We start from the raw sequence: 24484 nt of genomic DNA on the forward strand, positions 1-24484 counted from the left end.
CGTGAGGCCGGTGCATGCAACAAGGCTGGTGGCCTGCGGCATGGGGCCCTGGGTATCTCTTGAAAAGCAGCAGGCGGCTTGCGCCGCCTGTGTTCAGTTTTTCTGTCGGCTCACCCTGAGCACGTTGGGCATGACCCGGATCTTGCGCATGATGTTGGCGAGGTGGATCCGGCTCTTGGTGGTGATGAGCAGGGTGACCACATAGACCCGGCCATCTTTCTCCTCGGTGCTGATGGCGTGGATGTTGGCGCCGGTGGCGGCAATCACGTTGGCCAGCTCCGCCAGGGCGCCCTGGTGGTTGACGATCTCGATGCTGATGCCGGTGCGGAATTCCTGCTCCTGCTCCTTGTCCACCTCCCACTGCACCGGCAGGTATTTGTCCGGTTCGCGGCTGTAGCCCTTGATGTTGCGGCAGGACTCCTGGTGGATCACCAGTCCCTTGCCCGGGCTGATGTGGGCGATGATGGCGTCCCCCGGGATGGGGCGGCAGCAGTTGGCGAAGGTGACCAGCATGCCGTCGGCACCCTTGATCGGCATCTTCTTGCTGGTGGATTTGGGCTGCTCTTCCGGCGGCAGCTCATCCCCCAGCATGCGGCGGGCCACCATGACGCTCATGGCGTTGCCAAGGCCCACGTCGGCCAGCAGCCCCTGCAGGTTCTCGTGTTTGGTGTCGGCCAGCACCTGCTTGACGCGGGCTTCCGGGATGTCTTCGATGTTCTTGGCGCCCAGCGCATGGTTGAGCAGGCGACGACCCAGCACCACAGACTCTTCGGTGCGCAGGTTCTTCAGGAACTGACGGATCTTGGAGCGCGCCTTGGTGGTCACCACGAAGTTGAGCCAGGCCGCGTTCGGGCGGGCGCCGGGGGCCGTGATGATCTCCACCGTCTGACCGGAGTGCAGCGGGCTGCTCAGCGGATAGGGGTGGCGGTCGACCCGCGAACCGACGCAGGCATGACCGATGTCGGTGTGCACCGTGTAGGCGAAGTCCACCGGGGTGGCGCCGGCGGGCAGCTCCATGATGCGGCCCTCCGGTGTGAAGACGTAGATCTCGTCGGGGAAGAGGTCGGTCTTGACTCCCTCGATGAACTCGAAGGAGCTGCCGGCGCTCTGTTGCAGCTCCAGCAGGCTCTGCATCCAGCGCTGGGCGCGGATCTGGGCCGTGGTGCCCGAGCTGTCCCCATCCTGCTTGTAGGCCCAGTGGGCGGCGACGCCCTTGTCGGCCATCTGGTCCATGAACTCGGTGCGGATCTGCACCTCCACCGGTACCCCGTGGGGCCCCACCAGGGAGGTGTGCAGGGACTGGTAGCCGTTGGTCTTGGGGATGGCGATGTAGTCCTTGAAGCGACCGGGGCGAGGCTTGTAGAGGCTGTGCATCTGCCCAAGCACCCGGTAGCAGGTGTCTATGTCTTTCACTCTCACTCTGAAAGCATAGATATCCATCACTTCGTGGAATTGCAGTTCTTTCTTCTCCATCTTGTTGTAGATGGAGAACAGGTTCTTCTCGCGTCCGCTTACCTGGGCATCGATACCGGCTTCCCGCAGACGCCCCTCAATCTCGCTCTGGATGGAGTCGATGATCTCGCGCCGGTTGCCACGGGCGCGGCGTACCGATTCCCGCAGTACCCGGGAGCGCATGGGGTAGAGCGCCTCGAAGCCGAGCTCTTCCAGCTCGTTCTTCATGGTGTGAATACCGAGGCGGTTGGCGATGGGGGCGAAAATCTCGAGGGTTTCCCGGGCGATGCGGCGGCGCTTGTCCGGTCGCAAGGAGCCGAGGGTACGCATGTTGTGAGTGCGGTCGGCCAGCTTGATCAGGATGACCCGGATGTCCTGGGTCATGGCCATCATCATCTTGCGGAAGTTCTCGACCTGGGCTTCCTTGCGATCGCGGAACTTCAGCTTGTCGAGCTTGGAGACACCGGAGACCAGCTCGGCGACGGCGTTGCCAAACTGCTCGGCAAGATCGTCCTTGGTGACAGGGGTATCTTCGATGACGTCGTGCAGCACGGCAGCCATCAGGGTCTCGTGATCGAGGCGCATGTCGCCCAGGATGCGGGCCACGGCAACGGGATGAGTGATGTAGGGTTCACCACTGGAACGCATCTGTCCCTGGTGAGCATCACGGGCTACCACATAGGCTTGCCTGAGCTTCTCAACCTGCTCGGGTGGCAGGTAGGAACTGGCTATTTCTTTAAGATTTTCAAATAAATACAAGACAGTCCCCGCAGCGGTTAAACGGCAATCCGTGAAATTGAGGGTATGCCCTCGAGTTTGCGAGGTTTTCGAGCGGTTGTAAATGGGGAGAACAGCCGGCACCCGGGCGGGCGCCGACTATGGGAAGCGACTGACTTAGCCGCGACCTTCTGCGATGGCAGCAACAGCAGCCAGCTCGGCGGCTTCCTGCTCTTGCTGCTCGTAGCGGTCCTGAGTATCCATCACCTGGTTGTTGACCAGACCCAGTTCGATCTCGCGCAGGGCGATCACGGTCGGCTTGTCGTTCTCTTCGTCGACCAGGGGATCCTTGCCTTGTACCGCGATTTGACGAGCGCGGCGCGCGGCGACCAGCACCAGGTCAAAACGGTTACCTACCTGTTTTACAGCATCTTCTACAGTAACGCGGGCCATGCGGGACTCCAGTGTTTGGGCTTTCTGTGATTGAAAAAGCAGTGTTTAAAAATGACGCAAAAGTTTACTTGTTTTTGGCTTACTCTGCCAGTAGCTGTTTCAGCAAGTTTTGCTGGGCCTGCTGTTGCTGACGCATTTCCAGGCGCTGGCACTCGATGACGGCCCTGAGTTGGAACAGTGCCAGCTCAAAGTCTTCATTGATGATGACATAGTCATACTCGTCATAGTGCACCATTTCGGCAATGGCTTTCTCCATCCGGCCCTTGATCACCTCGGCGCTGTCCTGGCCGCGGCCGATCAGGCGGCGCTCCAGCTCCTCGCGGCTGGGAGGCAGGATGAAGATGGACTTGGTCGGCATCTGTTGGCGGATCTGGCGGGCGCCCTGCCAGTCGATGTCGAGGAAGACGTCGATGCCCTGCGCCAGACAGGCCTCGATGGCGGCGCGGGAAGTGCCGTAGTAGTTGCCGAAGACTTCTGCCCACTCCAGAAAGTCACCGCGCTCGATCAGCGCCTTGAACTCTTCCACCTTGACGAAGTGGTAGTGCACCCCGTGCTCTTCACCGGGACGGGTGGCGCGGGTGGTATGGGAGACCGACAGCTGCATCTTGCCGGCGGCGTTGTGCTGGGTCAGCAAGGCATTGAGCAGGCTGGACTTACCGGCCCCGCTCGGGGAAGAGATGATATAGAGAGTGCCTTGTTGCGCCATGTCTGTACCTTTAAGCGATGATCCGCGCTTTGGTTGTAGCAGAGGCCGCCGTCTTGTGCCCGATAAGGGAGACGGTTGCTCGCAATGCGCGGAGGAATCAGAGTCAGGAGGATGTAAAGGCGGCGAATGTTAGCAGATGGGGGCGGATAAAAAAACGGCCGGAATCATATTCCAGCCGATCAAAATATCCGTAGCTTGCTGTGCGGGCGTTACCCGCATAGAGGGCCATTCTGCCCACGGAGCCGGGGCCGGGCCATCAGATTATCCCTGCGCCAGGGCTCGGAATTTCCGAGTTGCCCTGGGTCGGTAGAAGATGCTTGTCGGTACAGAGGCGGTCGAAGGCGGCGATGACCCGCTCGCGGCTTATCTTGGCCATGGCGTCCGGATCCTTGAGGCGGGTGCGCCAGCCGAGCTCGGCCAGCGGCTTGCCGGTCTCCTGCTCAATCAGCTCCTGATAGACGCTGACCAGATAATCCCGGCACAGATAGGGGCCGGTACGCTCCGGGTTGTGGTGGGCGTAGAGGCCGATCACGGGTGTCCCCACCAGGGTGGCCATGTGGGCAGGGCCGGTATCCGGGGCCAGCACCAGGCTCGCCTCGCCAATCAGCGCCAGCAATTGCTTGAGGCTGGTCTGCCCCACCAAATCTGCCGGCTTGCTCTGGCTGAGGCGCTGGATCTCGGCGGCGAGATCCCGCTCCAGCCTGGCCGGTCCGCCGCACAGATAGACCTGAAAGCCCTTGTCTGCGGCGTGATCCGCCAGCGCGGCGTAGCCGGCGGCAGTCCAATTCTTGAATGCCTTGCTGGCAGCGGCGCAGATGAGCAGGGTCGGCTTGCCGCCAATTTTCTCCTTCGCCCAGGCCTGGTGCTCGGCGCTGATGGGCAGTTGCCAGTCCGGGGTCAGATCTTTTATCCCGAGCTCTTTGGCGAAGGCGAGAAAGCCGTCCAGCACGTGGGGGGAGGCGGGTGAGGGGACCCGATGGTTGGTGAACAACCACTGACCGTCGCTGGCGCGCTCCCGATCAAACCCGAGTTTGACCTTGGCCTTGATGCCGAGGGTGGCGATGCTGGCGCGCATGGCGGCCTGCAGGTGGAGCAGGGCATCGAACCTGCGCCCCTTGAGGGTCTGCCAGAGATCGCGATAGCCGCGCCACCCCTTGCTCTTGTCGAAGGGAATGACCTCGACCCCGGGCAGATCGGCGAACAGGGTCGCCTCAATCTTGCCGGTGATCCAGGTGATGCGGGTCTGGGGCCACTCCCGCTGGATGACGCGCACCAGCGCCAGCGCGTGGCAGCAATCTCCGATGGCGGAGAGCCGCAGGATGCAGATGGAGGAGGGCGGCGTTTGGAACAGCGGCATGATGTGGCGCAACGATGGCAAAATGGATGGATGGCATTATGCAAACTCCCCTGTGGATTGTAAAATTGCGCCGGTTGCCCGACCGGCACGGCTTTCTGAATGGATGCCCTGCACCCACTATCGACCGGAATTCTCATCATGCTGACACACACCACCCACAACCAGGTCTGCTGGTATGCCGACGGAGTCTTCCGCGATCCTTCCCCTGCCTTGTTCGATCCTGTCTGGTGGCAGACCCATCGCCAGGTGGTGGGCTCTTCCATCGGCCGCGGGGTGACCTGGTTCGTGAAGGATGAATCCCGCCACTTGGTGCTGCGTCACTACTACCGTGGCGGCATGGTGGGCAAGCTGGTGCGTGACCGGTTCTGGTTTGAGGGGGTGGAGAGCAGTCGAGCCATGGCTGAATATCGTCTGCTGGCGACCCTGAGTGAACAGGGGCTGCCGGTGCCGCGCCCCTTTGCGGCCCGCATGGTCAAGCAGGGGCCCTTCTATCGTGCCGACATCCTGATCGAACGCATTCGCGGCGCCAAGGATCTGGTGGCCCTGCTCAAGCAGGGGCCGATCGCCGGTGAGGTGTGGCACAAGATAGGCAAAACGGTGCGCCAGTTGCACGATGCAGGGGTCTATCATGCGGATCTCAACAGCCACAACCTGCTGCTCGACAAGGAGGGCAAGGTGTGGGTGATCGACTTCGACAAAGGAGCCATCCGCTCCCCCGGCAACTGGCAGCAGGCCAACCTGGAGCGGTTGTTGCGCTCCTTCAACAAGGAGTCGCAACTGCACACCAGCTTCCACTTCGTGCCGGAGAACTGGCAGGCGCTGATGGCAGGCTATCAGGGCAAGGTGGCGTGACGTCGGGTTCCACTTCGTAGCTGGAGGCTGGCAGGCCGCTGATGGCGGACCACCGGGGGCGAGAGGTGCGAGGCCAGCGATGCTGGCGCGGTTGCTCGGCGCCAGCACCAATGTTACTTATTGAGTGTGATTGCTTGGACAGATATTCAGATCCGGTTTCGAGGCGCGTGATGGAAAGGTATGAAACTCCCAGGGTTGAGGTCACCACTCCCCTTGAGGTGACGCTGATGGCACAGGCCATGGCGATGTTGGAGGCCGGGATCTGGACCTGGTCGGCCGGGCAGGGTCTGAGGCGGGACCCTTCCTGTCTGCAACTGCTGGGTCTGGAGGGGAGCGAACTGGGGGATCTCGGCTGGCTGGATCGGGTACATCCGGATGATGCTCCCCGGCTGGCAGAGGCCCTGGAGGCCTGCCAGCAAGGGCACAGCAACGGGCTTCGACTCGAGTACCGCATCCTGCACCATCAGGGCCATTACATCCGGCTGGAGGAGCGGGTCCGTCGCGACGAAGGGGGTGAACTGCTGGGGGTGGTTCGCCATCTGGATGCCGCCATGGCGCCCCTGGAGGATCGCCACGACACGGATCCCCTCACCGGCCTCGAGAGCCGCAGCCACTTCGAGCTGTTGCTGGATGAACGGCTGGCCAGCGAGAGCGGCAGTTTCTGTCTGCTGCAGTTCAGCGTGGATCACCGCAGCAAGATCCTGCAGTTGTTCGGGGAGGCGGCCTGCGACGCCATGCTGGCCAAGCTGGCCCGCATCGTGCGCCGCGAGCTGCGCCGGGAAGATCCCTTCGCCCGTTGGGACGAAGACGGCTTCATCCTGATGCTCTCCCAGACCGATCGGTTGAGCGGCCTGGAGATTGCCGAGCGGCTGCGTCTCGAGATCGCCGACGCCAGCCTGCTGCCCCAGCGCCCGGTGACCGTGAGCATCGGCCTGGTGCAGAGCCAGAGTGCCGAGCAGCTCGATCACCTGCTGGCCCGGTTGGCCTCCTGCCACGGTCAGGCGAAGCGGGAACACAACGCCGTGGTCGGCTGACGGCCAGTCACTGTCCGCGAACCCATTGACGCCGATGGACCCATCAGCGTCAATGGTTTTCAGTCAGCGCTCACTGACCTGCTGACGCTGGCAGACCCAGAGGGAAGCCAGCATCAGCAGGGCGCCCAGACCGAGCCTGAGCAGGTCGGTATCCTTTCCCCAGAGCACCAGATTGACCAGCAGACCAGCGGGGATCAGGGCGTTGTTCATGATGGCCAGCACGCCGCTGCTGACCAGGGTCGCCCCCTTGTTCCACAGGAAGTAGCCGAGCCCGGATGCCCCGACCCCCAGCCAGAAGAGGATGCCCCATTGCAGGGAGCTGGCGGGATATTGAGGTTTGCCCAGCAGCCACCAGGCGGGCAGGGCGATCACCAGGGCGCCCAGATAGAAGCAGCCGAACACCGCCAGCTGGGACGGCTGCTCAGCCTCCCGGGCCAGCAGCACCTTGTAGCCTACCTGGCCCAGGGCGAAGCAGACGTTGGCACCCTGCACCACTAGGAATCCCAGTACATAGCTTTCGGTCAGGCCGTCGAAACGGATGACGGCCGCCCCCAGTACCGCCAGCAAGGCCCCCCACAGATAGACAGGCTTGAAGCGCCCTTCCAGCAGGTCGTGGATCAGGGTGACATAGATGGGGGTGAAGATGGTGAACACCAGCACTTCCGGTACCGTCAAGAGCAGGAAGGAGTGGTAGTAGAAGAGATACATGATGCCGAGCTGGATGGCACCGAGGGCCATCAGCTTGGCCACCAGATCGGGGCGCAGCCAGCGACGGCGCAGGAAGGGCAGAAACACCAGGCTGGCGAGCACGATGCGGGTCAGTACCGAGAAGTAGGCATCCACCTGACCGGCAAGGTAGACCCCGATCAGGCTGAAGGAGAAGGACCAGAGCAGGGTAACCCCTATCAAGTAGTTCATGTGATTGAATTGTCGTCAGTTGTCAATTTGGAGGGCGCTATGATGGCCGAGTTGGAAGGCGCGATCCAGCGTTTATGGGAAGGGTTGTCACAGATCGGAGCATTTGCCTTCGAGGCGAGCAATGGGGTCGGATCCGCCACCGACTGGTGCGGTCGCGGGGAGGGTGCCGTGGTGGTGACCGATCACCATGGGGGGTGGCTGTATGCCGAGACGGGTCGCTACACCACGCCCCATGGCCGGGAGCTGACCATGCACAACCGCTTCTGGTGGCAGCGCACCGCACGGGGGATCATGCTCTCCCACCTGCGCTACGAGCAGCCGGTGATGCTGTTCGAGCTGTTGCCCCGGGGGGACGGGCACTGGGTCACGGCCGAGCCTCACCGGTGCGGGCAGGATCACTACAGCGCCGAGCTGACCGAAACCGGCGAGGGTTTCCTGCTCACCTGGCAGATAACGGGGCCGCGCAAGAACGAGCGGTTGAGTTATCGCTACGGACCAGAGGCGCAGAGATAAAAAAACCGGCGCAGGGCGCCGGTAGAGGGGACAAATCGGAGGTTTTGTTAAAACGGTCCCAAAAACAGGAGAGATGCACTCTCGTCACACACGCAGAGAGGGTCTTCAGGCATTCAGTGCATAGTTCAGCATGGCTTGCAGCTTGCTGTCGAAGAACCAGGGCAGCAGCACCATCAGCAGACCCAGCACCCCGGTCAGCCGGTGGCGATACTGCCAGCCGGCTATCAGTACCAGACCGCCGCAGAGGGTGGTCAGGATGCCTGACATAGGGCTGCCTCCCGCTGTTGGCGGCGCTGCTGTGCCCACTGGTTGAGGGCGACCGAACCCAGGATCAGGGCCAGCGCCACGCCCGTGGTGGACTGGATCTGCTCGCCGAGGAACAGGGCTCCCAGCATGACGCCGAACAGCGGCACCAGGTAGTTGCTGAAGGAGGCGAAGGTCGGGCCCGCCTTCTGGATCAGCGCCATGTAGAGGAAGTAGACCAGGCCGGTACAGAAGATCCCCAGCATGGCGACGGCGCCCATGGCCTGCTGGCTCGGCAGGGTGAGGGTGCTCAGGTCGGCCACGAAGGGCGCGGCCAGCAGCAGCTGGATGGCCGAGGAGATCAGGATGTTGCGGGCCACGACCACAGGATGGTCCTTGGCGAAGCGCTTGATCATCAGCAGGCCGATGGCGAAGCAGCTGGCACCGAACAGGATGGCCATGGCACCGAGCAGGCCGGCATTCATGCCGCTGGTCAGCTTGGGCCAGAACAGTATCAGCACGCCGATGAAGCCGATGATCACGGAGACGAGGCCGCCCTTGGTGATTCTTTCACCAGAAATAAACAAGGGTGCCGCCAGAATGGTCACAAAGGGGATACAACCCATGACCACGGCCGCGATGGCGCTGTCCACGTACTGTTGTCCCCAGGCCACCATGATGAAGGGGATGGTGGCGTCGAGCAGGGCGATCAGCATATAGGTTCGCCAGGGCGTGTGTTCACTCTTGAGGCGCATGAACAGGCAGAGCAGACCCAGGGTCAGGCTGCCGCACAGGGCGCGTCCGGCGGCCACCATGATGGGGGGCAGTTCAGCCACGGCCTGGTGCATGAAAATGAACTGGGAGCCCCACAACAGGCCGATCGCCAGCAACAACAGATAGCTACGCATTTGAATCTCCGATGTAATTCGCCTGCGCATTCTATGCAATCTGCTACTATGCCAAAAATGAATTGTCGTCATTCAACTATGGCCAATATCGATGGAACAGCCCCTCTCCCGCCTCGACCTCAACCTGCTCACCGTGTTCGACATGCTGATGCAGGAGCGCAACGTCACCCGTGCCGCCGAACGGCTGCACCTCTCCCAGTCCACCGTCAGCCATGCGCTGGGGCGCTTGCGCCAGGCGCTGGATGACCCCCTGTTCGTGATGAGCCGGCGCGAGATGATGCCGACCGAACGGGCCAAGGCGCTGGCGAGCCCGGTGCGCCAGGCGCTGGCCATGCTGGAGCAGGGGCTGCGTCAGGCCAAGGGATTCGACCCGGCAAGTGCCCGGCGGATCTTTCGCATTGCCACCCCGGGCTCGGTGGAGCACGGCCTGGTGCCGGTGCTGGTGGAGTGGATGGTGCAGCAGGCTCCCCACTGCCGACTGGAAGTGTGCGAGCTGGCGGACAGCGACTACGAGCGGGAGCTGGAGAAGGGGGAACTGGATTTGGTGATCGGGTTTGCCGGTGCTAACCACCTCTCGCCCCGGTTGTGGCGCGAGGAGTGGTTCAGCAATCCGCTGGTCTGTTTGTCGCCCCTCGGCAGCGCCCTGCCCGACATGCTGGGGCCGGGAGAACTGGTCAGCCGCCCCCATATCCACACCTCCAGCTGGGGCCACAGCCAGGCCATGGTGGATCTCTGGCTGGCCCGTTTCGGGGTGGAGCGGGAGCTGGGGGTCAGGCTGCCGAGCTTTATGGCGGTACCGCCGCTGATGGCGACCGGACGCTACCTGGTGGTGGTGCCCGAGATGATCGGGCGCCACTTCTGTCGCCACTATCCGTTGCGCCTGCACCAGCTGGAACCCGCCATCCCCATCGTCTATCTGATGGCGGGCCACCCGCTCAGTGCCCATGACGAGGCGATCGGCTGGTTCAAGGGGTTGTTGCACCGGCTGGCGAAGGAGCGCTACGGCGCGGATGCGCTCGGCCATCCCGCGCCGCAGGGGGCAGATCACGCCAATCCGGAGAAGTAGTCCAGCCCCATCGCACCCTTCACCTCGGCCAGCACCTCGTCGGTGAGGGCCCGGGCCTGCTCGGTACCCTGCTGCAACAGGCGCAGCAGCTGGCGCTTGTCGGCGATGGCTGCCTCGCGCCGCTCCCGCATCGGAGCAAGCAGGGTCTGCAGGCAGTCGTTGAGTACCTGCTTGCAGCGCATGTCCCCCAGACCACCGCGCTGGTAGTGGGCCTTCATCTCGGCCACCAGGGCCTTGTCGGGGTGGAAGGCATCCAGATAGGCGAACACCGTATTGCCCTCCACCTGACCTGGATCGCTCACCTTGAGGTGATTGGGGTCGGTATACATGGCGAACACCGCCTGCTTGATCTCGCCGCTCGACATGCCGAGTTCGATGGTGTTGCCAAGGGACTTGGACATCTTGGCCTTGCCGTCGATGCCGGGCAGGCGGCCGGTGTCGCTCAGGATGGGCTGGCACTCGGTCAGCACCTCTTTGCCAACCAGGGTGTTGAAGCGGCGCACTATCTCGTTGGTCTGCTCCAGCATGGGCAGCTGATCCTCGCCCACCGGCACATGGGTGGCACGAAAGGCGGTGATGTCGGCGGCCTGGCTGACCGGATAGACGAGGAAGCCGGCGGGCAGGCTGCGCTCGAACCCTTTCTGCTGGATTTCGGCCTTGACGGTGGGGTTGCGCTCCAGCCGGGCGACGCTGACCAGGTTGAGGTAGTAGGTCGTGAGTTCGGCGAGGGCGGGCAGGGCGCTCTGCAGGCAGAAGGTGGTCTTGGCCGGGTCGAGGCCGGCGGCCAGGTAGTCGGCCATTACCTCCAGCACGTGATCGGTCACCTTGGCCGGGTTGTGGCCGTTGTCGGTCAGCGCCTGCAGATCGGCGATCATGACGAACTGGCGGTAATGGTGCTGGGCGGCCACGCGCTGGCGCAGGGAGCCGACGTAATGGCCGATGTGCAGTTTGCCGGTGGGGCGGTCGCCGGTCAGGATCACGGGGTTGTGCATGTCACTCTCTCCAGTTGGGTGAGCCGGGAGGCGACAAAGGGATGAAAACAATGACCGCCTCTCGGCGGTCACGGTGTTTTCTTTTGGAAATTTTACATAGAAAAGCAGTGCCGCCTGTTTAGAAGCAGCACCACCAGTAGTTGTGATTGAATGAGGTCATATTCATGGCAAATCACACTACGCCTGTTCGATCACTTCTGCAAGGGCACGACCAGCATGTCGCAGGGCACGGTATTCATCAGCTGGCGTGCGCTCGAGGTGAGCAGGCTCCAGAAGCTCTGGCGATGGCCGCACACCAGCAGGTCGATCTGGTAGTCCTTGACCGCCTGGTTGACCCGCTCGCTCAGATCGCCGCAGATCACCAATTTCTTCTCGATGGGGTAGTCCACCGAGGCGAGGAAGGCTTCCAGCTTCTCCTTCGCTTCGGCGATCACCTGGTCCTGCACGTTGTCGATGTCGATGTCGATCATCTCTGTGTAGAGATCCTTGAGGTCCACATCCACATGGATCACCGACAGCTTGGCGCCGTTGGAGCGGGCCCGGTCGACCGCCTTCTCGATCACCTTGCGGTTGTCTTCCGACAGGTCGATCGCGGCCAGTATGTGTTTGTAATAGGTTCCATTCATGGGAGTTCTCCTCACTGATCCTGGGTCCACTATACCAATGTCTGCTGAAACTAAAACGGCATCGTCGCCACAGTTTCAGGATTTGCCTGACCCCGAACCGGAAGGCGTTGAGGTGCAGGTGGCCGGGGAGTGCATATTTTGAACAGGAGTTTGACGCCGGTCACAGGCGTGCTATTGCCCCCGGGAAGGTGGGGGAATAGGATGTGCCCGTGCTTCGCAATGAACACAAAACAACAAAAAGCATCTGAATACCGCTTTGGGGAGCCTCGCGCTCCCTTTTGTTTTTCTGCCCTCTTCCAGCCCATATCCCGTCCGACATCAAGGTAATCCCGCCCCCCTTGGTTATGCTGTAGCCAGTTCCCTTGGCAAAACGGCCAGGGCTCCTCACCTGCAACCGGGTGACGCTGTCATGGCCGCTTCTCATGTCCCACCGATGCACCGGAGAATCCTTCATGATCATTCATCCCCAGATCCAGGGTTGTGTTGCCCGCAATTGCCACCCCATGGGTTGTCGCGCCGCCGTGCTGCAACAGATCGAACAGGTGCGGGCGGCGGGGCCGTTCAACGGGCCGAAACGGGTGCTGGTGCTGGGGGCATCGTCCGGTTTCGGGCTGGCGTCCCGGATCGCGCTCACCTTCGGCGCCGGGGCCGATACCCTGGGCGTCTCGTTCGAGCGGGGTCCCTCCGACAAGGGGCTCGGCAGTGCTGGCTGGTACAACAACATCTGGTTTCGTCAGGCTGCGGAGCAAGCCGGTCGCATCGCTGTCAACCTGATCGGGGATGCCTTCTCCGACACCATGCGCCAGCAGGCCATCGACGTCATCCGCCAGCAGCTCGGGCAGGTGGATCTGGTGGTCTATTCGCTGGCGAGCGGAGTCAGGGTGATGCCGGATGGCACACAGGTACGCTCGGTGCTCAAGACCACAGGCCAGCCGCTGCAAGGCTGGGGGCTGGATCTGGAGCACGATGCGCTGGTGCAGCAGTCGCTGGTGCCAGCCACCCCGGAGGAGATCCGCGACACCGTCACCGTGATGGGGGGCGAGGACTGGCAGCGCTGGATGCAGGCATTGCAGCAGGCGGATTGCCTGGCCCCCGGCGCCCGGACCGTTGCCTACTCCTATATCGGCCCCGAGTCCACCTATCCCCTCTATCGGGACGGCACCATCGGCTATGCCAAGGAGCACCTGCACGCCACCGCCGAGACCATCAACCTGCAACTTGCCGGGATTGGCGGTCATGCCTGGGTGTCGGTCTGCAAGGCGCTGGTGACCAAGGCGAGCGTGTTTATTCCGGTGCTGCCTGTCTATCTGGGCCTGTTGATGGGGGTGATGAAGGAGCGTGGTGTCCACGAGGGCTGCATCGAGCAGATGCAGCGGCTGTTTGCCGACAAGATGTACGGGCCCAGAGGGGTCGTCGCCGATGGCAACCGGCTGATCCGGATGGATGACCACGAGCTTGAGCCAGCGGTGCAGGCCGCCGTCTCGGCACTCTGGCCCAAGGTGACGCCGGAGAACTTTCGCACCCTGGGGGATTTTGCCGGGTTGCGCCAGGAGTTCATGCAGCTCAACGGCTTCGAGCTGCCGGGGGTGGATTACGGTGCGCCGGTGAACGTGGCGTCACTCACTGAGCTGACGCCCTGACACCCGCACGAGGGGCATCAGGCGACGTTGCAGGCCAGTTCAGGGGAAAGATTGGGAGACTGGGCCAGCACGGTCTGGTTGCGCCCCTGGCGCTTCGCCTGGTACATGGCCATGTCGGCCCGATGAATGAGCTGGCTCAGGCTGTCATCCTGCGTCGAGCGTTCCGCCACTCCGATGCTGATGGTCATGTGGGGGGCGGCCAGGTAGGCGATCCGGCTTCTCAGCTGCTCCGCCAGCCGCCAGCAGGTGGCCCCGTCCTGGGTCATGGCCACCAGAAATTCTTCCCCGCCCCAGCGCCCGGTCAATTGCTGGTCCGGCGCCCAGCTCTTGAGCTCCCTTGCCAACTGCCGGATAGCCTGATCCCCCGCCTGGTGACCATGCTTGTCGTTGATCTGCTTGAAGTGATCGATGTCGATGATGAGCAGGGTCAGGGGCGTTTCGTGCAGCCACTGCTGACCCAGTCTCTCCAGCAGGGCGCGCCGGTTGGGCAGCCCGGTCAGCTGATCGAAGGTGGCGAGCTTGTAGAGGTGGCGCGAGCTGCGGTGGAGCCTGCGGGTGGTGAGCCCGAGCAGGATCAGGGCGACGGCCAGCAGCACCAGCAACAGCAATTGGTAGTAGCGGGCACTCTGCTGGTAGAGCAGTTGCTGGCGCTTGTTCTCGTTCTCCTGCTGCAGCGCGCGATTGCTGGCCTCGCTGCGAGCCAGATCCATCTCGACCTGGAAGGCGGCCGCGTGCTGGCTCAGGGTCTGGTTGAAGTGCTGCTTGTAGTACTGCATGTAGCGGGTCATGGCCCCGTAGGCCTCGGGGTAGCGGCCCAGATCGGCCAGCAACCTGGCCTGCATCGCCCGACCATCCATGGAGAGAGGGGCGGTGTGCTCCATCAGCAGTTGCAGGGCCAGCTGCTTCTCGCCACGACCCAGCAGGGTTCTTGCCCGGATCTCGGTCAGACGGGAGGCCGCCTGCGGGCTATCCAGCCTGTCATAGATGGCTTGTGCCTCCTCCAGGCTGCGCCAGGCTGAGTGCCAGTCCGCCCGTGCGTTGAACACCATGGCCTGGTAGCCGAGGACGATGGCACGATAGTGGGGTGACAGGCTCGGCGTGGCCAGCAGGGTATCGAGCAACTGGCTGGCTCTGGCAGGCTGGCCCATGTCGATGTAGAGCCTGGCCATGTTGGCCCGGATGATGGCCTGGCTGTTGGGTTCGTTGAGCTGCACCATCTGGCCGAGGGCATCCTGATAATAGGTCTCGGCCTCACGGTAGAGATTGAGGTCCGCATAGAGGTTGCCGAGGGTCATCAGCAGACGGCCGCACTGCAAGGTGGAGAGGATGGAACCCGGCTCTTTCTGCTTGAGGTGATAGGCGGTCTTGAGCTCGAGGATCGCCTCTTTCATCTGCTGGGTACGGTAGAGGGCGAGCCCGTTGAGGGCATGCCACTCCGAGACCTGCCTGGGGTGATGCCGGACCGCCGGCCAGAGCTGGGTGAGCAGCTCGAGCGCCTGATCCGGCGTATCGGCATCCAGGGTCAGGGCAATCTGCTGCAACCGGAAGTCGAGCAGGCGAAGGGTCTCCTGCTGGGCATTGGCCAGACCGCGGGCGCGGGCATTGTCGCGCTGTGCCTGTGGATAGCGGCCAAGGGCTGCCTGGGCCAGGGACCTGGCGTAGAACAGTTCCATATCCTGCTGGGGACTGGCGTCGAGGCGCTGCAGATAGCCGACGGGATCGCGCGCCGCCTGCAATTCAGCCTCTTTCAGCAAGGAGGGAGCTGCCTGCAACTGGGTCATCCAGAGCAGCGCCAGTGCCATTATGAATCTCATTGAATCCTTTCCCCGACCAATGGCGCCATCATAATGGCTGATATCACCTACACCATGTTTCTTTGCTTCTCTATAACCGTATGGGGGAGAGGATGAGGTGAAAAGTCGTCGCAACTGCGGGGTGCGTCGGTTGTCTCTGGTTGCGTCAGGATGCAACAGTGGCGACAATCGTGGGCAAATCACAGTGGAGAATCATCATGTTGGCCAAAGCCATGATCGAGAAGTTGAACGAGCAGATTAATCTTGAATTCTATTCCTCCAACCTCTACCTGCAGATGAGCGCCTGGTGCGAGGACAAGGGCTTCGAGGGGGCCGCCACCTTCCTGCGCCAGCATGCGGTCGAGGAGCGCCAGCACATGGAGCGCCTGTTCACCTACGTGAGCGAGACCGGCGCCATGCCGGTGCTGGGGGCCATCGAAGCGCCTCCCCATGAATTCAAGTCCCTGGGTGACATCTTCCGCACCACCCTGGAGCACGAGTATCACATCACCAAGTGCATCAACGGTCTGGCCCATGTCGCCTTCACCACCCAGGATTACTCCACCTTCAACTTCCTGCAGTGGTACGTGGCCGAGCAGCACGAAGAGGAGAAGCTGTTCAAGAGCATCGTCGACCGTCTGAGCCTGGTGGGCGAGGATGGCAAGGGCCTCTATTTCATCGACAAGGAGCTGGCCGAGCTGGCCAAGGGCGCCCCGGCCAGCATCATGGACGGCAACGCCTGATAGTCGTGGACACTTAGTGTTCAGTCAGTACAATGACGGCCCCTTGTAAAGGGGCCGTTTTCTATTTGCAGGTGTCCTTGTACCGCTGTGCTGGTGTCTGCCGGGTACAATGACGGTCCTTTAAGGTAAAGGGGCCGTTTTTCTTTTGATGGGTGAGTGACGATGAAACAGGTGGATGTGGTGGTGATCGGTGCCGGGGCGGCCGGATTGATGTGTGCGGCCCAGGCTGGCTACCGGGGTCGCTCCGTGCTGGTGCTCGACAACGCCAAAAAGCCGGGCCGCAAGATCCTCATCAGCGGCGGCGGTCGCTGCAACTTCACCAACCATCAGGCGGGTCCCCATGCCTTCCTTTCGGCCAACCCCCACTTCTGCAAGTCGGCGCTGGCGCGCTATACCCAGCAGGATTTCATCGATCTGGTGGACAGGCACGGCCTGAACTACCACGAGAAGACCCTGGGCCAGCTCTTCTGCGACGACAGCGCCAAGGATATCGTCGACATCCTGCTGACCGAGTGCGACTGGGCTGGCGTGACCCTGCAGTTCCAGACCGAGATCCTCACCGTCAGCAAGACAGATGAAGGCTTCGTGCTCGACACCAGCAAGGGGGAGATCGCCTGCTCGTCGCTGGTGGTCGCCACCGGCGGCCTCTCCATGCCGAAACTCGGTGCCACCCCTTACGGCTTCAAGCTGGCGGAGCAGTTCGGCTTCACCGTGCTGCCGACTCGCGCCGGGCTGGTGCCCTTTACCCTGCATCAGGCCGACAAGGAGGCCTTCGCCGATCTGGCGGGGGTCAGCCTGCCGGTGGCGGTGACCGCCGAGGATGGCACCCGCTTCAAGGAGGCCATGCTGTTCACCCATCGCGGCCTCTCTGGCCCCGCCATCCTGCAGATCTCCTCTTTTTGGCTGGCGGGGGAGAAGATTCACATCAACCTGCTGCCGGATCTCGACATTCCAGAGACCCTCAAGACCTGGGCCCAGGCCCATCCTGCCCAGGAGCTGAAAACCGTGCTGGGGCGCGAGCTGCCCAAGCGCTTCGTCGACAAGCTGGTGGAGCTGGGATGGCTGGTGAGCAAGCCGATGCGCCAGTACAACGAACGGGAGCTGGAGGCGGTGGCCACCCTGCTGGGGGATTGGCAGATCCTGCCCAACGGCACCGAAGGGTATCGCACCGCCGAAGTGACCTTAGGGGGAGTGGATACCAACGCGCTCTCCTCCAAGACCATGGAGGCACGCACCGTGCCCGGCCTCTACTTCATCGGCGAAGTAGTGGACGTGACCGGCTGGCTCGGTGGTTACAACTTCCAGTGGGCCTGGTCGTCGGGCTGGGTGGCAGGCCAGTACTGCTGAGGGATGCCGCGGCCCTGCGGTGAATGGCCCCGTCAGCGGCCTCTCGGGTGACAACTTCCAGTGGGCCCGCTCGTCGGGCTGGGGGAGAGGCCGAATTGCTGACAAAGAGGCTCAGCGGATGAGTCCGAGCGGATCGGGCCGTGTCAGGCGGCCCGAGTGATGGAACCAGACGCGGCCTGCTCAGGCCGCGTTTTTTATGGTCGGTCGCTGGCTGCCGCGGCCTCTAGCCTCTCCTGATATTGGGCAGGAAGGCGGTCAGCAGGCCAATAAGGGGCAGATAGGCGCAGACCTGATAGACGGTTTCGATGCTGGTGGCATCGGCCAATTTGCCCAGCAGGGCGGCCCCTATCCCTCCCATGCCGAAGGCGAAGCCGAAGAAGAGGCCAGAAATGGTGCCGACCTTGCCGGGTACCAGATCCTGGGCGTAGACCAGGATGGCGGAGAAGGCCGACGCCAGGATGAAGCCGATGACGATCGACAGCACCGAGGTCCAGAACAGGTCGACGTGGGGCAGCAGCAGGGTGAAGGGAGCGACGCCGAGGATGGAGATCCAGATCACCCGCTTGCGACCGATGCGATCGCCGAGCGGCCCGCCGAGCACTGTCCCTGCCGCGACGGCAAACAGGAAGGCGAACAGATAGAGCTGGGCGCTCTCCAGCGACAGGTGGAACTTGTCCATCAGGTAGAAGGTGTAATAGCTGCTCAGGCTGGCCATGTAGAAGAACTTGGAGAACATCAGCAGACCGAGGATAGCCAGTGACCAGCCAATCTGGCGGCGGCTCAGGCCGGTGCCAGCATGGGCCCTCATCCGCCGATGGAAGCTGGCGGCATGGTGGCTGGACCAGCGGCCGACGAAGCTGAGCACGATGACCCCGATGAGTGCGAACAACGAGAACCAGGCCGCACTGCCCTGTCCCTTCGGCACGATGATGAGCGCCGCGAGCAGGGGGCCGATGGCCGATCCCAGATTGCCGCCGATCTGGAACAGAGACTGGGCCAGACCAGGCTGGTTGCCGGCCGCCATGCGGGCGACCCGAGAGGATTCAGGGTGGAAGACGGAGGAGCCCATGCCGATCAGCATGGCCGACAACAGCACGGCGCCAAAGCTGCCCGCCTGCGACAGGTAGAGCAGCCCCACCAGCGTGAAGCCCATGCCCAGAGGCAGGGAATAGGGCATGGGTCTGCGGTCGGTATAGAGGCCGATCAGGGGTTGCAGCAGCGAGGCCGTGAACTGGTAGGTGAGGGTGATGAGACCTATCTGGGTGAACGACAGATCGAGCCCCAGCTTCAGGAGGGGATAGATGGCCAGCAGTACCGACTGCATCATGTCGTTCAACAGGTGCGAGAAGCTGATGGCGGCGATCACCGGATAAGCGGTGGTAGTCGGGTTGTCCACCGCGGGCGGGGCGGTGATCGGGGTGTCGGTACTCAAGGTCTTGTCCATGGCTGGGGTATCACTCCCTCTACCATGCCCTATCCCGGCGCATCTGGACATAACCAAAGTGGGCGAACGCCCGGATTGCGTTCGCGTGGCGCGCAGGCCGTTCATGCTGACGGCGTGTGGATGGCTGGTCAGATCTTGTGCTTGGCGCGGGGCGGATTAGTATAGAAGGCCTGCCGCCACTATCCGGCCCATCACCCGCCATGGAGGGAACATGTTCGAAAGCCTGGGTGTCATCAACGTCTGGACCTATCTGGTCGGTCTCTTCTTCATCATCATCGCCCCGGGCCCGAACTCCCTCTACGTGCTGCGAACCGGTGCCGTGCGCGGCATAGGCCCGGGTTATCGCGCCGCCCTCGGCGTCTTCGTCGGCGATGCCATCCTCATTTTCTGCGCCTATCTGGGGATCGCGTCCCTCATTCGCACCACCCCATTGCTGTTTACCCTGGTGCGCTATCTGGGCGCCATCTACCTGCTTTATCTGGGGGTGAAGATCCTGCACGCGAACTTCATCGCCAAAAAGGCGGGACCGGCGTCCGAGATGGATCCCGGTGAGCGCTATTTTACCAAGGCCCTCACCCTGAGCCTCACCAATCCCAAAGCGATCCTGTTCTACGTCTCTTTCTTCGTGCAGTTCATCGACTTCAGCTATGCCCACACCTGGATCTCCTACCTGGTGCTGGCTGGCATGCTGGAAGCGATGAGCTTCGTCTACCTGACCCTGCTGATCTTCGGCGGTACCCTGATGGCCCGCTTTTTCCGTCAGCGCCAGACGGCGGCCCGTCTCGGCAACGGCCTTATCGGCCTCTTCTTCATGGGGTTTGCGGCCAGGCTGGCGACGCTCTCCTCCTGACCCTGGGGATTGCTGACCGTCCGGTGTCGGGCACCTAGTCTGGCCAGCAATCCTTGCCCACGGGGATGAAGCGGGACTGGTAGACGATGAGCTTCTGGTTGCCCGGCTGATTGATCCCGGGATTGTGGTAGGTCTCCCCGGGCAGCAGGTACTTGCTGTCCGCCTCGCTGTCCGCCTGCTGGCAGCCCTGTTTCACCATGAACTCGAAATAGGTGTTGCCGGTATTGGTGATGGCGCTCTGTACCGGGTCCAGCTGGTATGCAAAACGTGACTGACGCGGGCGCACCACCAGGATGGACTGCAGGGCCAGTTTCACCTCGACGGTTCCCCGGTGCTGCGTCTGGCTGCCTTCATCCACCTGGGCTGCCGGTGACTCGGTGAAGGTGATGCGGTAGTAACGCTCATGGTCATCGGCGGGCCCCTTGTAGTAGAACTTGACGTTCTGGGCATGTCTGGCGTGCAGGGTGAAGCGCCTGGGGGCAAACAGCAGCTCACCGGGGACGGTGGGCAGTGTCCTGCCTCTGGCCGTGGGGTCGCTGATTTTTTCCATCTGTATGTCGTACAGCTTGGGTGAAGCACTGTTGTTGGTCAGGGTTCTGGTAATGAACTCCTGCTCTGGCGCCATGGCAAGAGTCATGGCGCCGATGTCGAGGGCGGCGGCCTGTGAGGCCAGCAAGCCGCCCAGCAAGGGCCAAAGTAGACGATGCATGTTGTACTCCATGGTCAGCGCCAGGTCCCCTTGATGGTGATGGTGCCGCTTTGTTCCACCTCGCCTTCCCACATCTCGTCGCCCATGGTGCGCTGCACCATGGGATCGGTCAGGTCGAATTCCAGCGCCAGCTTGTAAAACCGGGTGATGCCCTGGCCGTTGACGGGATCATTCCACTCCTGCGGTGGTTGATTGTCCTGTATTCCGAGGGTGCGAATATCCACCGGTGTGCGATCGCAGCGAATGGCGTGCCGTGAACCCGCTCCATGAGCCACCGAATCGAATACCAGCCTGGTAGGGATGGGGACGGCCTGTTCAGGTGCGAAGGTGCCTGCCGGATAGAAAGTGCAATATCCCCGATAAGGCGACCCCCTGTCCTGTGAAATAGAAATTTCCAGCATATCGGCACTGATGGGGCCGCTATCAGAGATATTGTATGAGAAGCTCAGAATGTCTTTTCCGACCTGCCCCTCCCTGTAAGGATTGCTGACGCCCTCCGAAGACAAGATGGATACGCTGAAGTCCCGTGGTTTTATATGAATTTCGGTTGTGCCGCTGAATTCATAGTATCCACTCTCGGGAGCATATCCATTCTTCATATTGAAGTTGATCAGACTGCGAGTCAGTTGATCTTGCAGTCCCAGCCTCACAACTTGTTTGAAGAAATTGCTGGACAAGAAAAGATAAACAGATGGTTGTCCTCTTAAATAGCTGATGTTGTAGCGAGAGCCTTTGCTTGCCCAATTTTTCAAATCTGCGCTCATTTGCAGATCCGCAGAACCAATGGCGCTATTCAGCGAGCTGTTTTTGACATTGGTATACATGTAGGGCTCGGTGTAGTTCTGACTGCCATCTTCATTGAAGTTGTAATCAAGAAAACGACACAAAATCCCATCTCGGGTGCCCAGCCTGTAATTCTCACAACCTTGTGAACCGGGCAAGACATAAGGAACACCATTGCTGTCCACAATGACTTCACTTATTGCATTGGTTTGTACGAAGCGAAGATGGCCGGCCTTCTTGTGCTGCATGTTTCTGACATACCAGTTTCCGCTGTTCTGATTGATGCAGCGTTCACCGGCTGCCGCGTCATATTTGAGCGTGGTCCTGCACAGGTTCATCTCCCTGTTCAAAACAGCTCCGACAGGCATGGTTCGAAGATAATCAAAGAAACTTGCACTCAATTTGCCATGACCCCACCCGGCAGATGCCCCGATGAGACCGAAAAAGCCCAAGTCATCAACGACGGCCGGCTTGTTGACCGCCTCAGCGGTGTCGGGGTCACAACGGGTATAAGACATGATGCAGCGTTGGTTGACATAAGGACGGCGAATAGGGCCGTTTTCCCACATATCGACGTTCCAGTTATTGATGTCGGTGTTGTATCCATTATCAACGTACGCCAGGCTCACCTGACCATTTCCTTTGAGCGAGGTCCAGGCATTTGCGCCGGTCAGACGCGGATCCAGACCATCGGTCGGCGCAACAAACAGGTTGTTGTCTTCCTGATTTTCAATAAACAGGAAATGGCGCAGCGCGGCATTCGGCCAGACGGTTTTGGATACGGCCGCACTGCCTTGCTGTGCCCAGCCGGCGCCAAGTGCAATGACCAGCAGCAATCTGTGTGTGATGTTCATGTTCAATACTCTCTCACCATGGCGTAGGTGGGCAGTCCCTGGCAGGTCACGATGCCGACCCAGGCCGCGCCCGTGTGTTGTGCAAGATCCAGGTCGGCTTCACAGAAGTCGCTTCCCCGGCGGAAAGTCAGCATGGGGTTGGCCTTGTCCACGTCCAGGGTGAACTCGCCGACCTCGTTGGTCACCGTGGTGCCGATGTGGTTGTCAATGCGGGCGTTAGCAAGCAGCGAGCCATCTTCTGCCCTGAGTACGCCAAACACGGTGACCATCTCCTTGATGCTGCTGCCGGCATCCAGAGTGGCGACGTTGCCGGGGAACAGGGTGTAGCGCTGCTTGCCGGTGTTGATGTCATAGCTGTCCTTGCCCGTCTTGCTGTTGAGCAGTTCCACCTCGTATTCCTGATAAGGCGGGAGCGCCAGGAAGGTCTGTTCCCCTTGCAGGGGGTAGTCCTGTCCATTCACCTTGGCGAGCATCTGTCCTTCCCGGTGGATGCCGGTATTGATGATGAGGCCTGAACCAGAGGTGCTCCGGCTGGATGCGATCACGTCGTTCTCCGTGGTGATCAGGGCACCCCGTGCAATCAGGTTGCCATTCACGTCACCGCCATGACCGCGACCCAGCGTCATGGTGCCGCCGATGACCCTGTTCTCGAACCCCAGGGTGCCGGAAAGCGCCATATTGTGTGTGTCGCTGCCGTGCATCATGCGGGAGGCATTCAGCGCGGCCAGATTGATGGCTCCCTCCATGCGCTTCTGATAGTTGAGGTTGGCCGTGGTCTGGCCCTGCTCGTTGCTGCTCATGCCGAAGCTGAATAGATTGTCGAACGGGATGGAGTAGTCCAGGGTGATGCTCTTGTTGCTGAATCCATTGAGTGTGCCACTGTCGCTCTGCAGGCTGGCGCGCATGGAGAGGTTGCCGTATCGGCCCGCATAGAGGTGCTGGTAGTAATCCGCATAACTGCGATCGCTGTTCATCTGACGGTCGTGCGTGGTGTTGAAGGTCAGCTGGCCCATGCCGCTGACCCAGCCACCCAGATTGATCGTGATGCCGGCAGAGTAGAGCTCGGTTGCACTCACTCCCAGGGCATCGCCTGCATACAGTTTTTCCTGGCTGACCCACAGGGAGGCATTGTCATGGGCTTGCAAGGAAAGGCTGGACGCCAGCCGCCAGGAGTGATCGGTGGACAGCATGCTTTGCAACTGGGTGCCGAGGCGATCCGTGACCTGCCAGCTTGCGCGTGCCTCGCCGACTGCCGCATCCCTGAAAGCATAGGTGGTCGTCGCCAGATCAAGGGTATCCAGCGAGCGTGCCAGCGACAGACCGAGCAGGGGGGAATCGCCGCTGTGCTGGCTGTTCTCCATCATGCCTCCCCACCATTGCCATCCCCACTCCCGGGTAAAGCCCTGATGGCCGCCCAGCTTGGTGACTCGCTGGGTGGTCGTGCTGGTCAGGCGGCCGTCGACATAGACTTCGACCGTGACGTTGTAGACCCCGTTGGGGAACGCGGAGGTGTCGATGTGCTGGTTGCCGATCGCGAGGTTTTGCAGGCCTATCAGGCGTTCATCCCGATAGACCCTGGCCTCGCCATTGGCGGGCATGAAGACTTGCACCGGAGTGGTCGATTCGTTGGTGGTCTGTTTTCGAGATTGCGCCTGGTTGCCATAGGATGCGCCGTAGAGGCGACCCGTGGTCAGGCCCGTCACCACCCCCAATGTCTGCAGGTCCCATGTCGAGACCATGCCTGCTGCGATGCGGCGATCATCGAGATCCCGTTCGTACATGGCGCGGTAGATATCGCCGCTCTGCTCCGGCTCACCCAGGTTGTAAAGGGAGGCATCCACGGCGACATGGTGCGCGCCCAGCCCGACGGTACTCTCCAGCTGCAGGAAATTGGAGTCCTGGTGCCCGCTCTGGGGGGTATTGATGAAGGAGTAACCCAGGTTGTAGCGCTGTACGCCCGTCAGGGTGTCCACCGTCGGGGTCAGTGCGACACGGTTGTCAGATTGCCTCGCCTGGCCAAAGGCGTCCCGTGACACCCGGATGGTGAGCAGCATGGCGACGAGGTCCAGCTGCATGCTGGCATCGGCATCGATCTGCAAGCCGCCATCGGCAGAAAAGGTGCGTCTTTGCTTGCTGGAGAGCAGAGTGGTAAGGGCATCGTTCAGCACGCCTTGCTGCTGGCTGGCACTGAAATCAAGGTGCAACAAGTGCAGCTTGCCGTCTTGCAGCAGCAGGGTGGCATTGCCGATGGTGTCGTCGGTCAGGGTGTCGATCCTGTTGTCCTCATCCGTGTATCGCAGGCGTACCGGTACCGCCAGCCCCTCTTCCAGCGCCTTGGCAAAACTGGCAGGAATGATGACGTTGGCAATTTTGAGAGGGGCAGCAGTGCTGGCCGAGGCTGACATCGCAATCAGCCAGGAGAGCGGCAACAGCCAGGCTTTTTTCAACATATCGAGCACCATGGTTCCGGGTGTGGAGATCGAG

Annotated in this window: 22 protein-coding genes; 8 read left to right on the forward strand and 14 right to left on the reverse strand. The window is 61.6% G+C overall.

Annotation, left to right across the window (positions count from 1 at the left end; translation table 11 throughout):
- Positions 1 to 93: 93 nt before the first annotated feature.
- From spoT to AB5Y53_RS11560, 4 genes are all read right to left on the reverse strand, one after another.
- Positions 94 to 2211 carry a bifunctional GTP diphosphokinase/guanosine-3',5'-bis pyrophosphate 3'-pyrophosphohydrolase gene (gene spoT, locus AB5Y53_RS11545; protein ID WP_039040667.1) on the reverse strand — a complete coding sequence of 706 codons (2118 nt, stop codon included), beginning with the start codon at positions 2209 to 2211 and terminating at the stop codon, positions 94 to 96.
- Positions 2212 to 2346: 135 nt separating this feature from the next.
- Positions 2347 to 2622: a DNA-directed RNA polymerase subunit omega gene (rpoZ, locus tag AB5Y53_RS11550; RefSeq protein WP_005307060.1), complete on the reverse strand. Its 276-nt coding sequence runs from the start codon at positions 2620 to 2622 to the stop codon at positions 2347 to 2349.
- A gap of 79 nt (positions 2623 to 2701) precedes the next feature.
- The gene (gmk, locus tag AB5Y53_RS11555; RefSeq protein WP_368182062.1) at positions 2702 to 3328 is read right to left on the reverse strand and encodes a guanylate kinase; all 627 of its coding nucleotides are present in this window, start codon (positions 3326 to 3328) and stop codon (positions 2702 to 2704) included.
- Between the two features lie 256 nt (positions 3329 to 3584).
- Positions 3585 to 4685: a glycosyltransferase family 9 protein gene (locus tag AB5Y53_RS11560; RefSeq protein WP_043153783.1), complete on the reverse strand. Its 1101-nt coding sequence runs from the start codon at positions 4683 to 4685 to the stop codon at positions 3585 to 3587.
- A 138-nt stretch (positions 4686 to 4823) separates the two neighbouring features.
- Here AB5Y53_RS11560 and AB5Y53_RS11565 point away from each other — a divergent pair, with 138 nt between their 5' ends.
- Entirely contained in the window at positions 4824 to 5537 is a 714-nt protein-coding gene (locus AB5Y53_RS11565; protein ID WP_010672321.1) for a 3-deoxy-D-manno-octulosonic acid kinase, read from the forward strand.
- A gap of 170 nt (positions 5538 to 5707) precedes the next feature.
- Entirely contained in the window at positions 5708 to 6571 is an 864-nt protein-coding gene (locus AB5Y53_RS11570) for a GGDEF domain-containing protein (RefSeq protein ID WP_368182064.1), read from the forward strand.
- A gap of 63 nt (positions 6572 to 6634) precedes the next feature.
- On the opposite strand, the gene AB5Y53_RS11575 is transcribed toward AB5Y53_RS11570, so the two are convergent.
- Positions 6635 to 7489: a carboxylate/amino acid/amine transporter gene (locus tag AB5Y53_RS11575; RefSeq protein ID WP_368182066.1), complete on the reverse strand. Its 855-nt coding sequence runs from the start codon at positions 7487 to 7489 to the stop codon at positions 6635 to 6637.
- 42 nt (positions 7490 to 7531) lie between these two features.
- Here AB5Y53_RS11575 and AB5Y53_RS11580 point away from each other — a divergent pair, with 42 nt between their 5' ends.
- Positions 7532 to 8002, forward strand: a complete 471-nt coding sequence (locus AB5Y53_RS11580; protein WP_368182087.1) for a DUF6314 family protein — start codon at positions 7532 to 7534, stop codon at positions 8000 to 8002.
- A 105-nt stretch (positions 8003 to 8107) separates the two neighbouring features.
- On the opposite strand, the gene AB5Y53_RS11585 is transcribed toward AB5Y53_RS11580, so the two are convergent.
- Both AB5Y53_RS11585 and AB5Y53_RS11590 read right to left on the reverse strand, forming a co-directional pair.
- A complete protein-coding gene (locus AB5Y53_RS11585; protein ID WP_368182067.1) occupies positions 8108 to 8269 on the reverse strand; it encodes a hypothetical protein in 162 nt (53 codons plus the stop codon).
- On the reverse strand, positions 8254 to 9153 hold the full coding sequence (locus tag AB5Y53_RS11590; RefSeq protein WP_160837950.1) for a DMT family transporter: 900 nt from the start codon (positions 9151 to 9153) through the stop codon (positions 8254 to 8256). Before AB5Y53_RS11590 ends, AB5Y53_RS11585 begins: the two co-directional genes overlap by 16 nt.
- 91 nt (positions 9154 to 9244) lie before the next feature.
- Between AB5Y53_RS11590 and AB5Y53_RS11595 the strand changes: the two genes are divergently transcribed.
- Complete coding sequence (locus tag AB5Y53_RS11595) at positions 9245 to 10219, forward strand: LysR substrate-binding domain-containing protein (protein ID WP_368182069.1); 975 nt, start codon at positions 9245 to 9247, stop codon at positions 10217 to 10219.
- Here AB5Y53_RS11595 and trpS read toward each other — a convergent pair.
- Positions 10198 to 11211, reverse strand: a complete 1014-nt coding sequence (trpS, locus tag AB5Y53_RS11600) for a tryptophan--tRNA ligase (protein ID WP_039040673.1) — start codon at positions 11209 to 11211, stop codon at positions 10198 to 10200. The two genes, AB5Y53_RS11595 and trpS, sit on opposite strands and share 22 nt — an antisense overlap.
- Before the next feature lie 191 nt (positions 11212 to 11402).
- Positions 11403 to 11837: a universal stress protein gene (locus AB5Y53_RS11605; RefSeq protein WP_124244140.1), complete on the reverse strand. Its 435-nt coding sequence runs from the start codon at positions 11835 to 11837 to the stop codon at positions 11403 to 11405.
- A gap of 452 nt (positions 11838 to 12289) precedes the next feature.
- On the opposite strand from AB5Y53_RS11605, the gene fabV reads away from it, so the two are divergent.
- A complete protein-coding gene (gene fabV, locus AB5Y53_RS11610; protein WP_045522675.1) occupies positions 12290 to 13477 on the forward strand; it encodes an enoyl-ACP reductase FabV in 1188 nt (395 codons plus the stop codon).
- Positions 13478 to 13494: 17 nt separating this feature from the next.
- Here fabV and AB5Y53_RS11615 read toward each other — a convergent pair whose 3' ends face one another.
- Positions 13495 to 15279, reverse strand: coding sequence for a diguanylate cyclase (locus AB5Y53_RS11615; protein ID WP_368182089.1), 1785 nt, complete (start codon positions 15277 to 15279; stop codon positions 13495 to 13497).
- A gap of 209 nt (positions 15280 to 15488) precedes the next feature.
- Between AB5Y53_RS11615 and ftnA the strand changes: the two genes are divergently transcribed.
- Positions 15489 to 16013, forward strand: coding sequence for a non-heme ferritin (ftnA, locus tag AB5Y53_RS11620; protein ID WP_010672333.1), 525 nt, complete (start codon positions 15489 to 15491; stop codon positions 16011 to 16013).
- A gap of 162 nt (positions 16014 to 16175) precedes the next feature.
- Positions 16176 to 17360: an NAD(P)/FAD-dependent oxidoreductase gene (locus AB5Y53_RS11625; RefSeq protein ID WP_368182072.1), complete on the forward strand. Its 1185-nt coding sequence runs from the start codon at positions 16176 to 16178 to the stop codon at positions 17358 to 17360.
- A gap of 223 nt (positions 17361 to 17583) precedes the next feature.
- Here AB5Y53_RS11625 and AB5Y53_RS11630 read toward each other — a convergent pair whose 3' ends face one another.
- Positions 17584 to 18804: an MFS transporter gene (locus AB5Y53_RS11630; protein WP_368182074.1), complete on the reverse strand. Its 1221-nt coding sequence runs from the start codon at positions 18802 to 18804 to the stop codon at positions 17584 to 17586.
- Positions 18805 to 19015: 211 nt separating this feature from the next.
- On the opposite strand from AB5Y53_RS11630, the gene leuE reads away from it, so the two are divergent.
- Positions 19016 to 19654: a leucine efflux protein LeuE gene (gene leuE, locus AB5Y53_RS11635; protein WP_010672336.1), complete on the forward strand. Its 639-nt coding sequence runs from the start codon at positions 19016 to 19018 to the stop codon at positions 19652 to 19654.
- Between the two features lie 34 nt (positions 19655 to 19688).
- Here leuE and AB5Y53_RS11640 read toward each other — a convergent pair whose 3' ends face one another.
- The 3 genes from AB5Y53_RS11640 to AB5Y53_RS11650 are packed head-to-tail and all read right to left on the reverse strand — an operon-like array spanning position 19689 to position 24450.
- Entirely contained in the window at positions 19689 to 20363 is a 675-nt protein-coding gene (locus tag AB5Y53_RS11640; RefSeq protein WP_234922342.1) for a fimbria/pilus periplasmic chaperone, read from the reverse strand.
- Between the two features lie 14 nt (positions 20364 to 20377).
- On the reverse strand, positions 20378 to 22000 hold the full coding sequence (locus AB5Y53_RS11645; protein ID WP_324049971.1) for a hypothetical protein: 1623 nt from the start codon (positions 21998 to 22000) through the stop codon (positions 20378 to 20380).
- A gap of 2 nt (positions 22001 to 22002) precedes the next feature.
- On the reverse strand, positions 22003 to 24450 hold the full coding sequence (locus tag AB5Y53_RS11650) for a CS1-pili formation C-terminal domain-containing protein (RefSeq protein ID WP_368182076.1): 2448 nt from the start codon (positions 24448 to 24450) through the stop codon (positions 22003 to 22005).
- Between the last annotated feature and the right edge of the window lie 34 nt (positions 24451 to 24484).

Source organism: Aeromonas sp. R7-5 (assembly GCF_040908015.1).
GTDB lineage: Bacteria > Pseudomonadota > Gammaproteobacteria > Enterobacterales > Aeromonadaceae > Aeromonas > Aeromonas caviae.

Bases quoted from the DNA above. Each gene is read 5' to 3' on its own strand.
- trpS (WP_039040673.1), bottom strand. From the start codon at position 11,211: ATGCACAACCCCGTGATCCTGACCGGCGACCGCCCCACCGGCAAACTG.
- rpoZ (WP_005307060.1), bottom strand. From the start codon at position 2,622: ATGGCCCGCGTTACTGTAGAAGATGCTGTAAAACAGGTAGGTAACCGT.
- AB5Y53_RS11585 (WP_368182067.1), bottom strand. From the start codon at position 8,269: ATGTCAGGCATCCTGACCACCCTCTGCGGCGGTCTGGTACTGATAGCC.
- AB5Y53_RS11565 (WP_010672321.1), top strand. From the start codon at position 4,824: ATGCTGACACACACCACCCACAACCAGGTCTGCTGGTATGCCGACGGA.
- AB5Y53_RS11570 (WP_368182064.1), top strand. From the start codon at position 5,708: ATGGAAAGGTATGAAACTCCCAGGGTTGAGGTCACCACTCCCCTTGAG.
- gmk (WP_368182062.1), bottom strand. From the start codon at position 3,328: ATGGCGCAACAAGGCACTCTCTATATCATCTCTTCCCCGAGCGGGGCC.
- ftnA (WP_010672333.1), top strand. From the start codon at position 15,489: ATGTTGGCCAAAGCCATGATCGAGAAGTTGAACGAGCAGATTAATCTT.
- AB5Y53_RS11590 (WP_160837950.1), bottom strand. From the start codon at position 9,153: ATGCGTAGCTATCTGTTGTTGCTGGCGATCGGCCTGTTGTGGGGCTCC.
- AB5Y53_RS11630 (WP_368182074.1), bottom strand. From the start codon at position 18,804: ATGGACAAGACCTTGAGTACCGACACCCCGATCACCGCCCCGCCCGCG.
- AB5Y53_RS11650 (WP_368182076.1), bottom strand. From the start codon at position 24,450: ATGTTGAAAAAAGCCTGGCTGTTGCCGCTCTCCTGGCTGATTGCGATG.
- AB5Y53_RS11625 (WP_368182072.1), top strand. From the start codon at position 16,176: ATGAAACAGGTGGATGTGGTGGTGATCGGTGCCGGGGCGGCCGGATTG.
- AB5Y53_RS11595 (WP_368182069.1), top strand. From the start codon at position 9,245: ATGGAACAGCCCCTCTCCCGCCTCGACCTCAACCTGCTCACCGTGTTC.
- AB5Y53_RS11615 (WP_368182089.1), bottom strand. From the start codon at position 15,279: ATGGCACTGGCGCTGCTCTGGATGACCCAGTTGCAGGCAGCTCCCTCC.
- fabV (WP_045522675.1), top strand. From the start codon at position 12,290: ATGATCATTCATCCCCAGATCCAGGGTTGTGTTGCCCGCAATTGCCAC.
- AB5Y53_RS11560 (WP_043153783.1), bottom strand. From the start codon at position 4,685: ATGCCGCTGTTCCAAACGCCGCCCTCCTCCATCTGCATCCTGCGGCTC.
- AB5Y53_RS11640 (WP_234922342.1), bottom strand. From the start codon at position 20,363: ATGCATCGTCTACTTTGGCCCTTGCTGGGCGGCTTGCTGGCCTCACAG.
- AB5Y53_RS11645 (WP_324049971.1), bottom strand. From the start codon at position 22,000: ATGAACATCACACACAGATTGCTGCTGGTCATTGCACTTGGCGCCGGC.
- AB5Y53_RS11580 (WP_368182087.1), top strand. From the start codon at position 7,532: ATGGCCGAGTTGGAAGGCGCGATCCAGCGTTTATGGGAAGGGTTGTCA.
- leuE (WP_010672336.1), top strand. From the start codon at position 19,016: ATGTTCGAAAGCCTGGGTGTCATCAACGTCTGGACCTATCTGGTCGGT.
- AB5Y53_RS11605 (WP_124244140.1), bottom strand. From the start codon at position 11,837: ATGAATGGAACCTATTACAAACACATACTGGCCGCGATCGACCTGTCG.
- AB5Y53_RS11575 (WP_368182066.1), bottom strand. From the start codon at position 7,489: ATGAACTACTTGATAGGGGTTACCCTGCTCTGGTCCTTCTCCTTCAGC.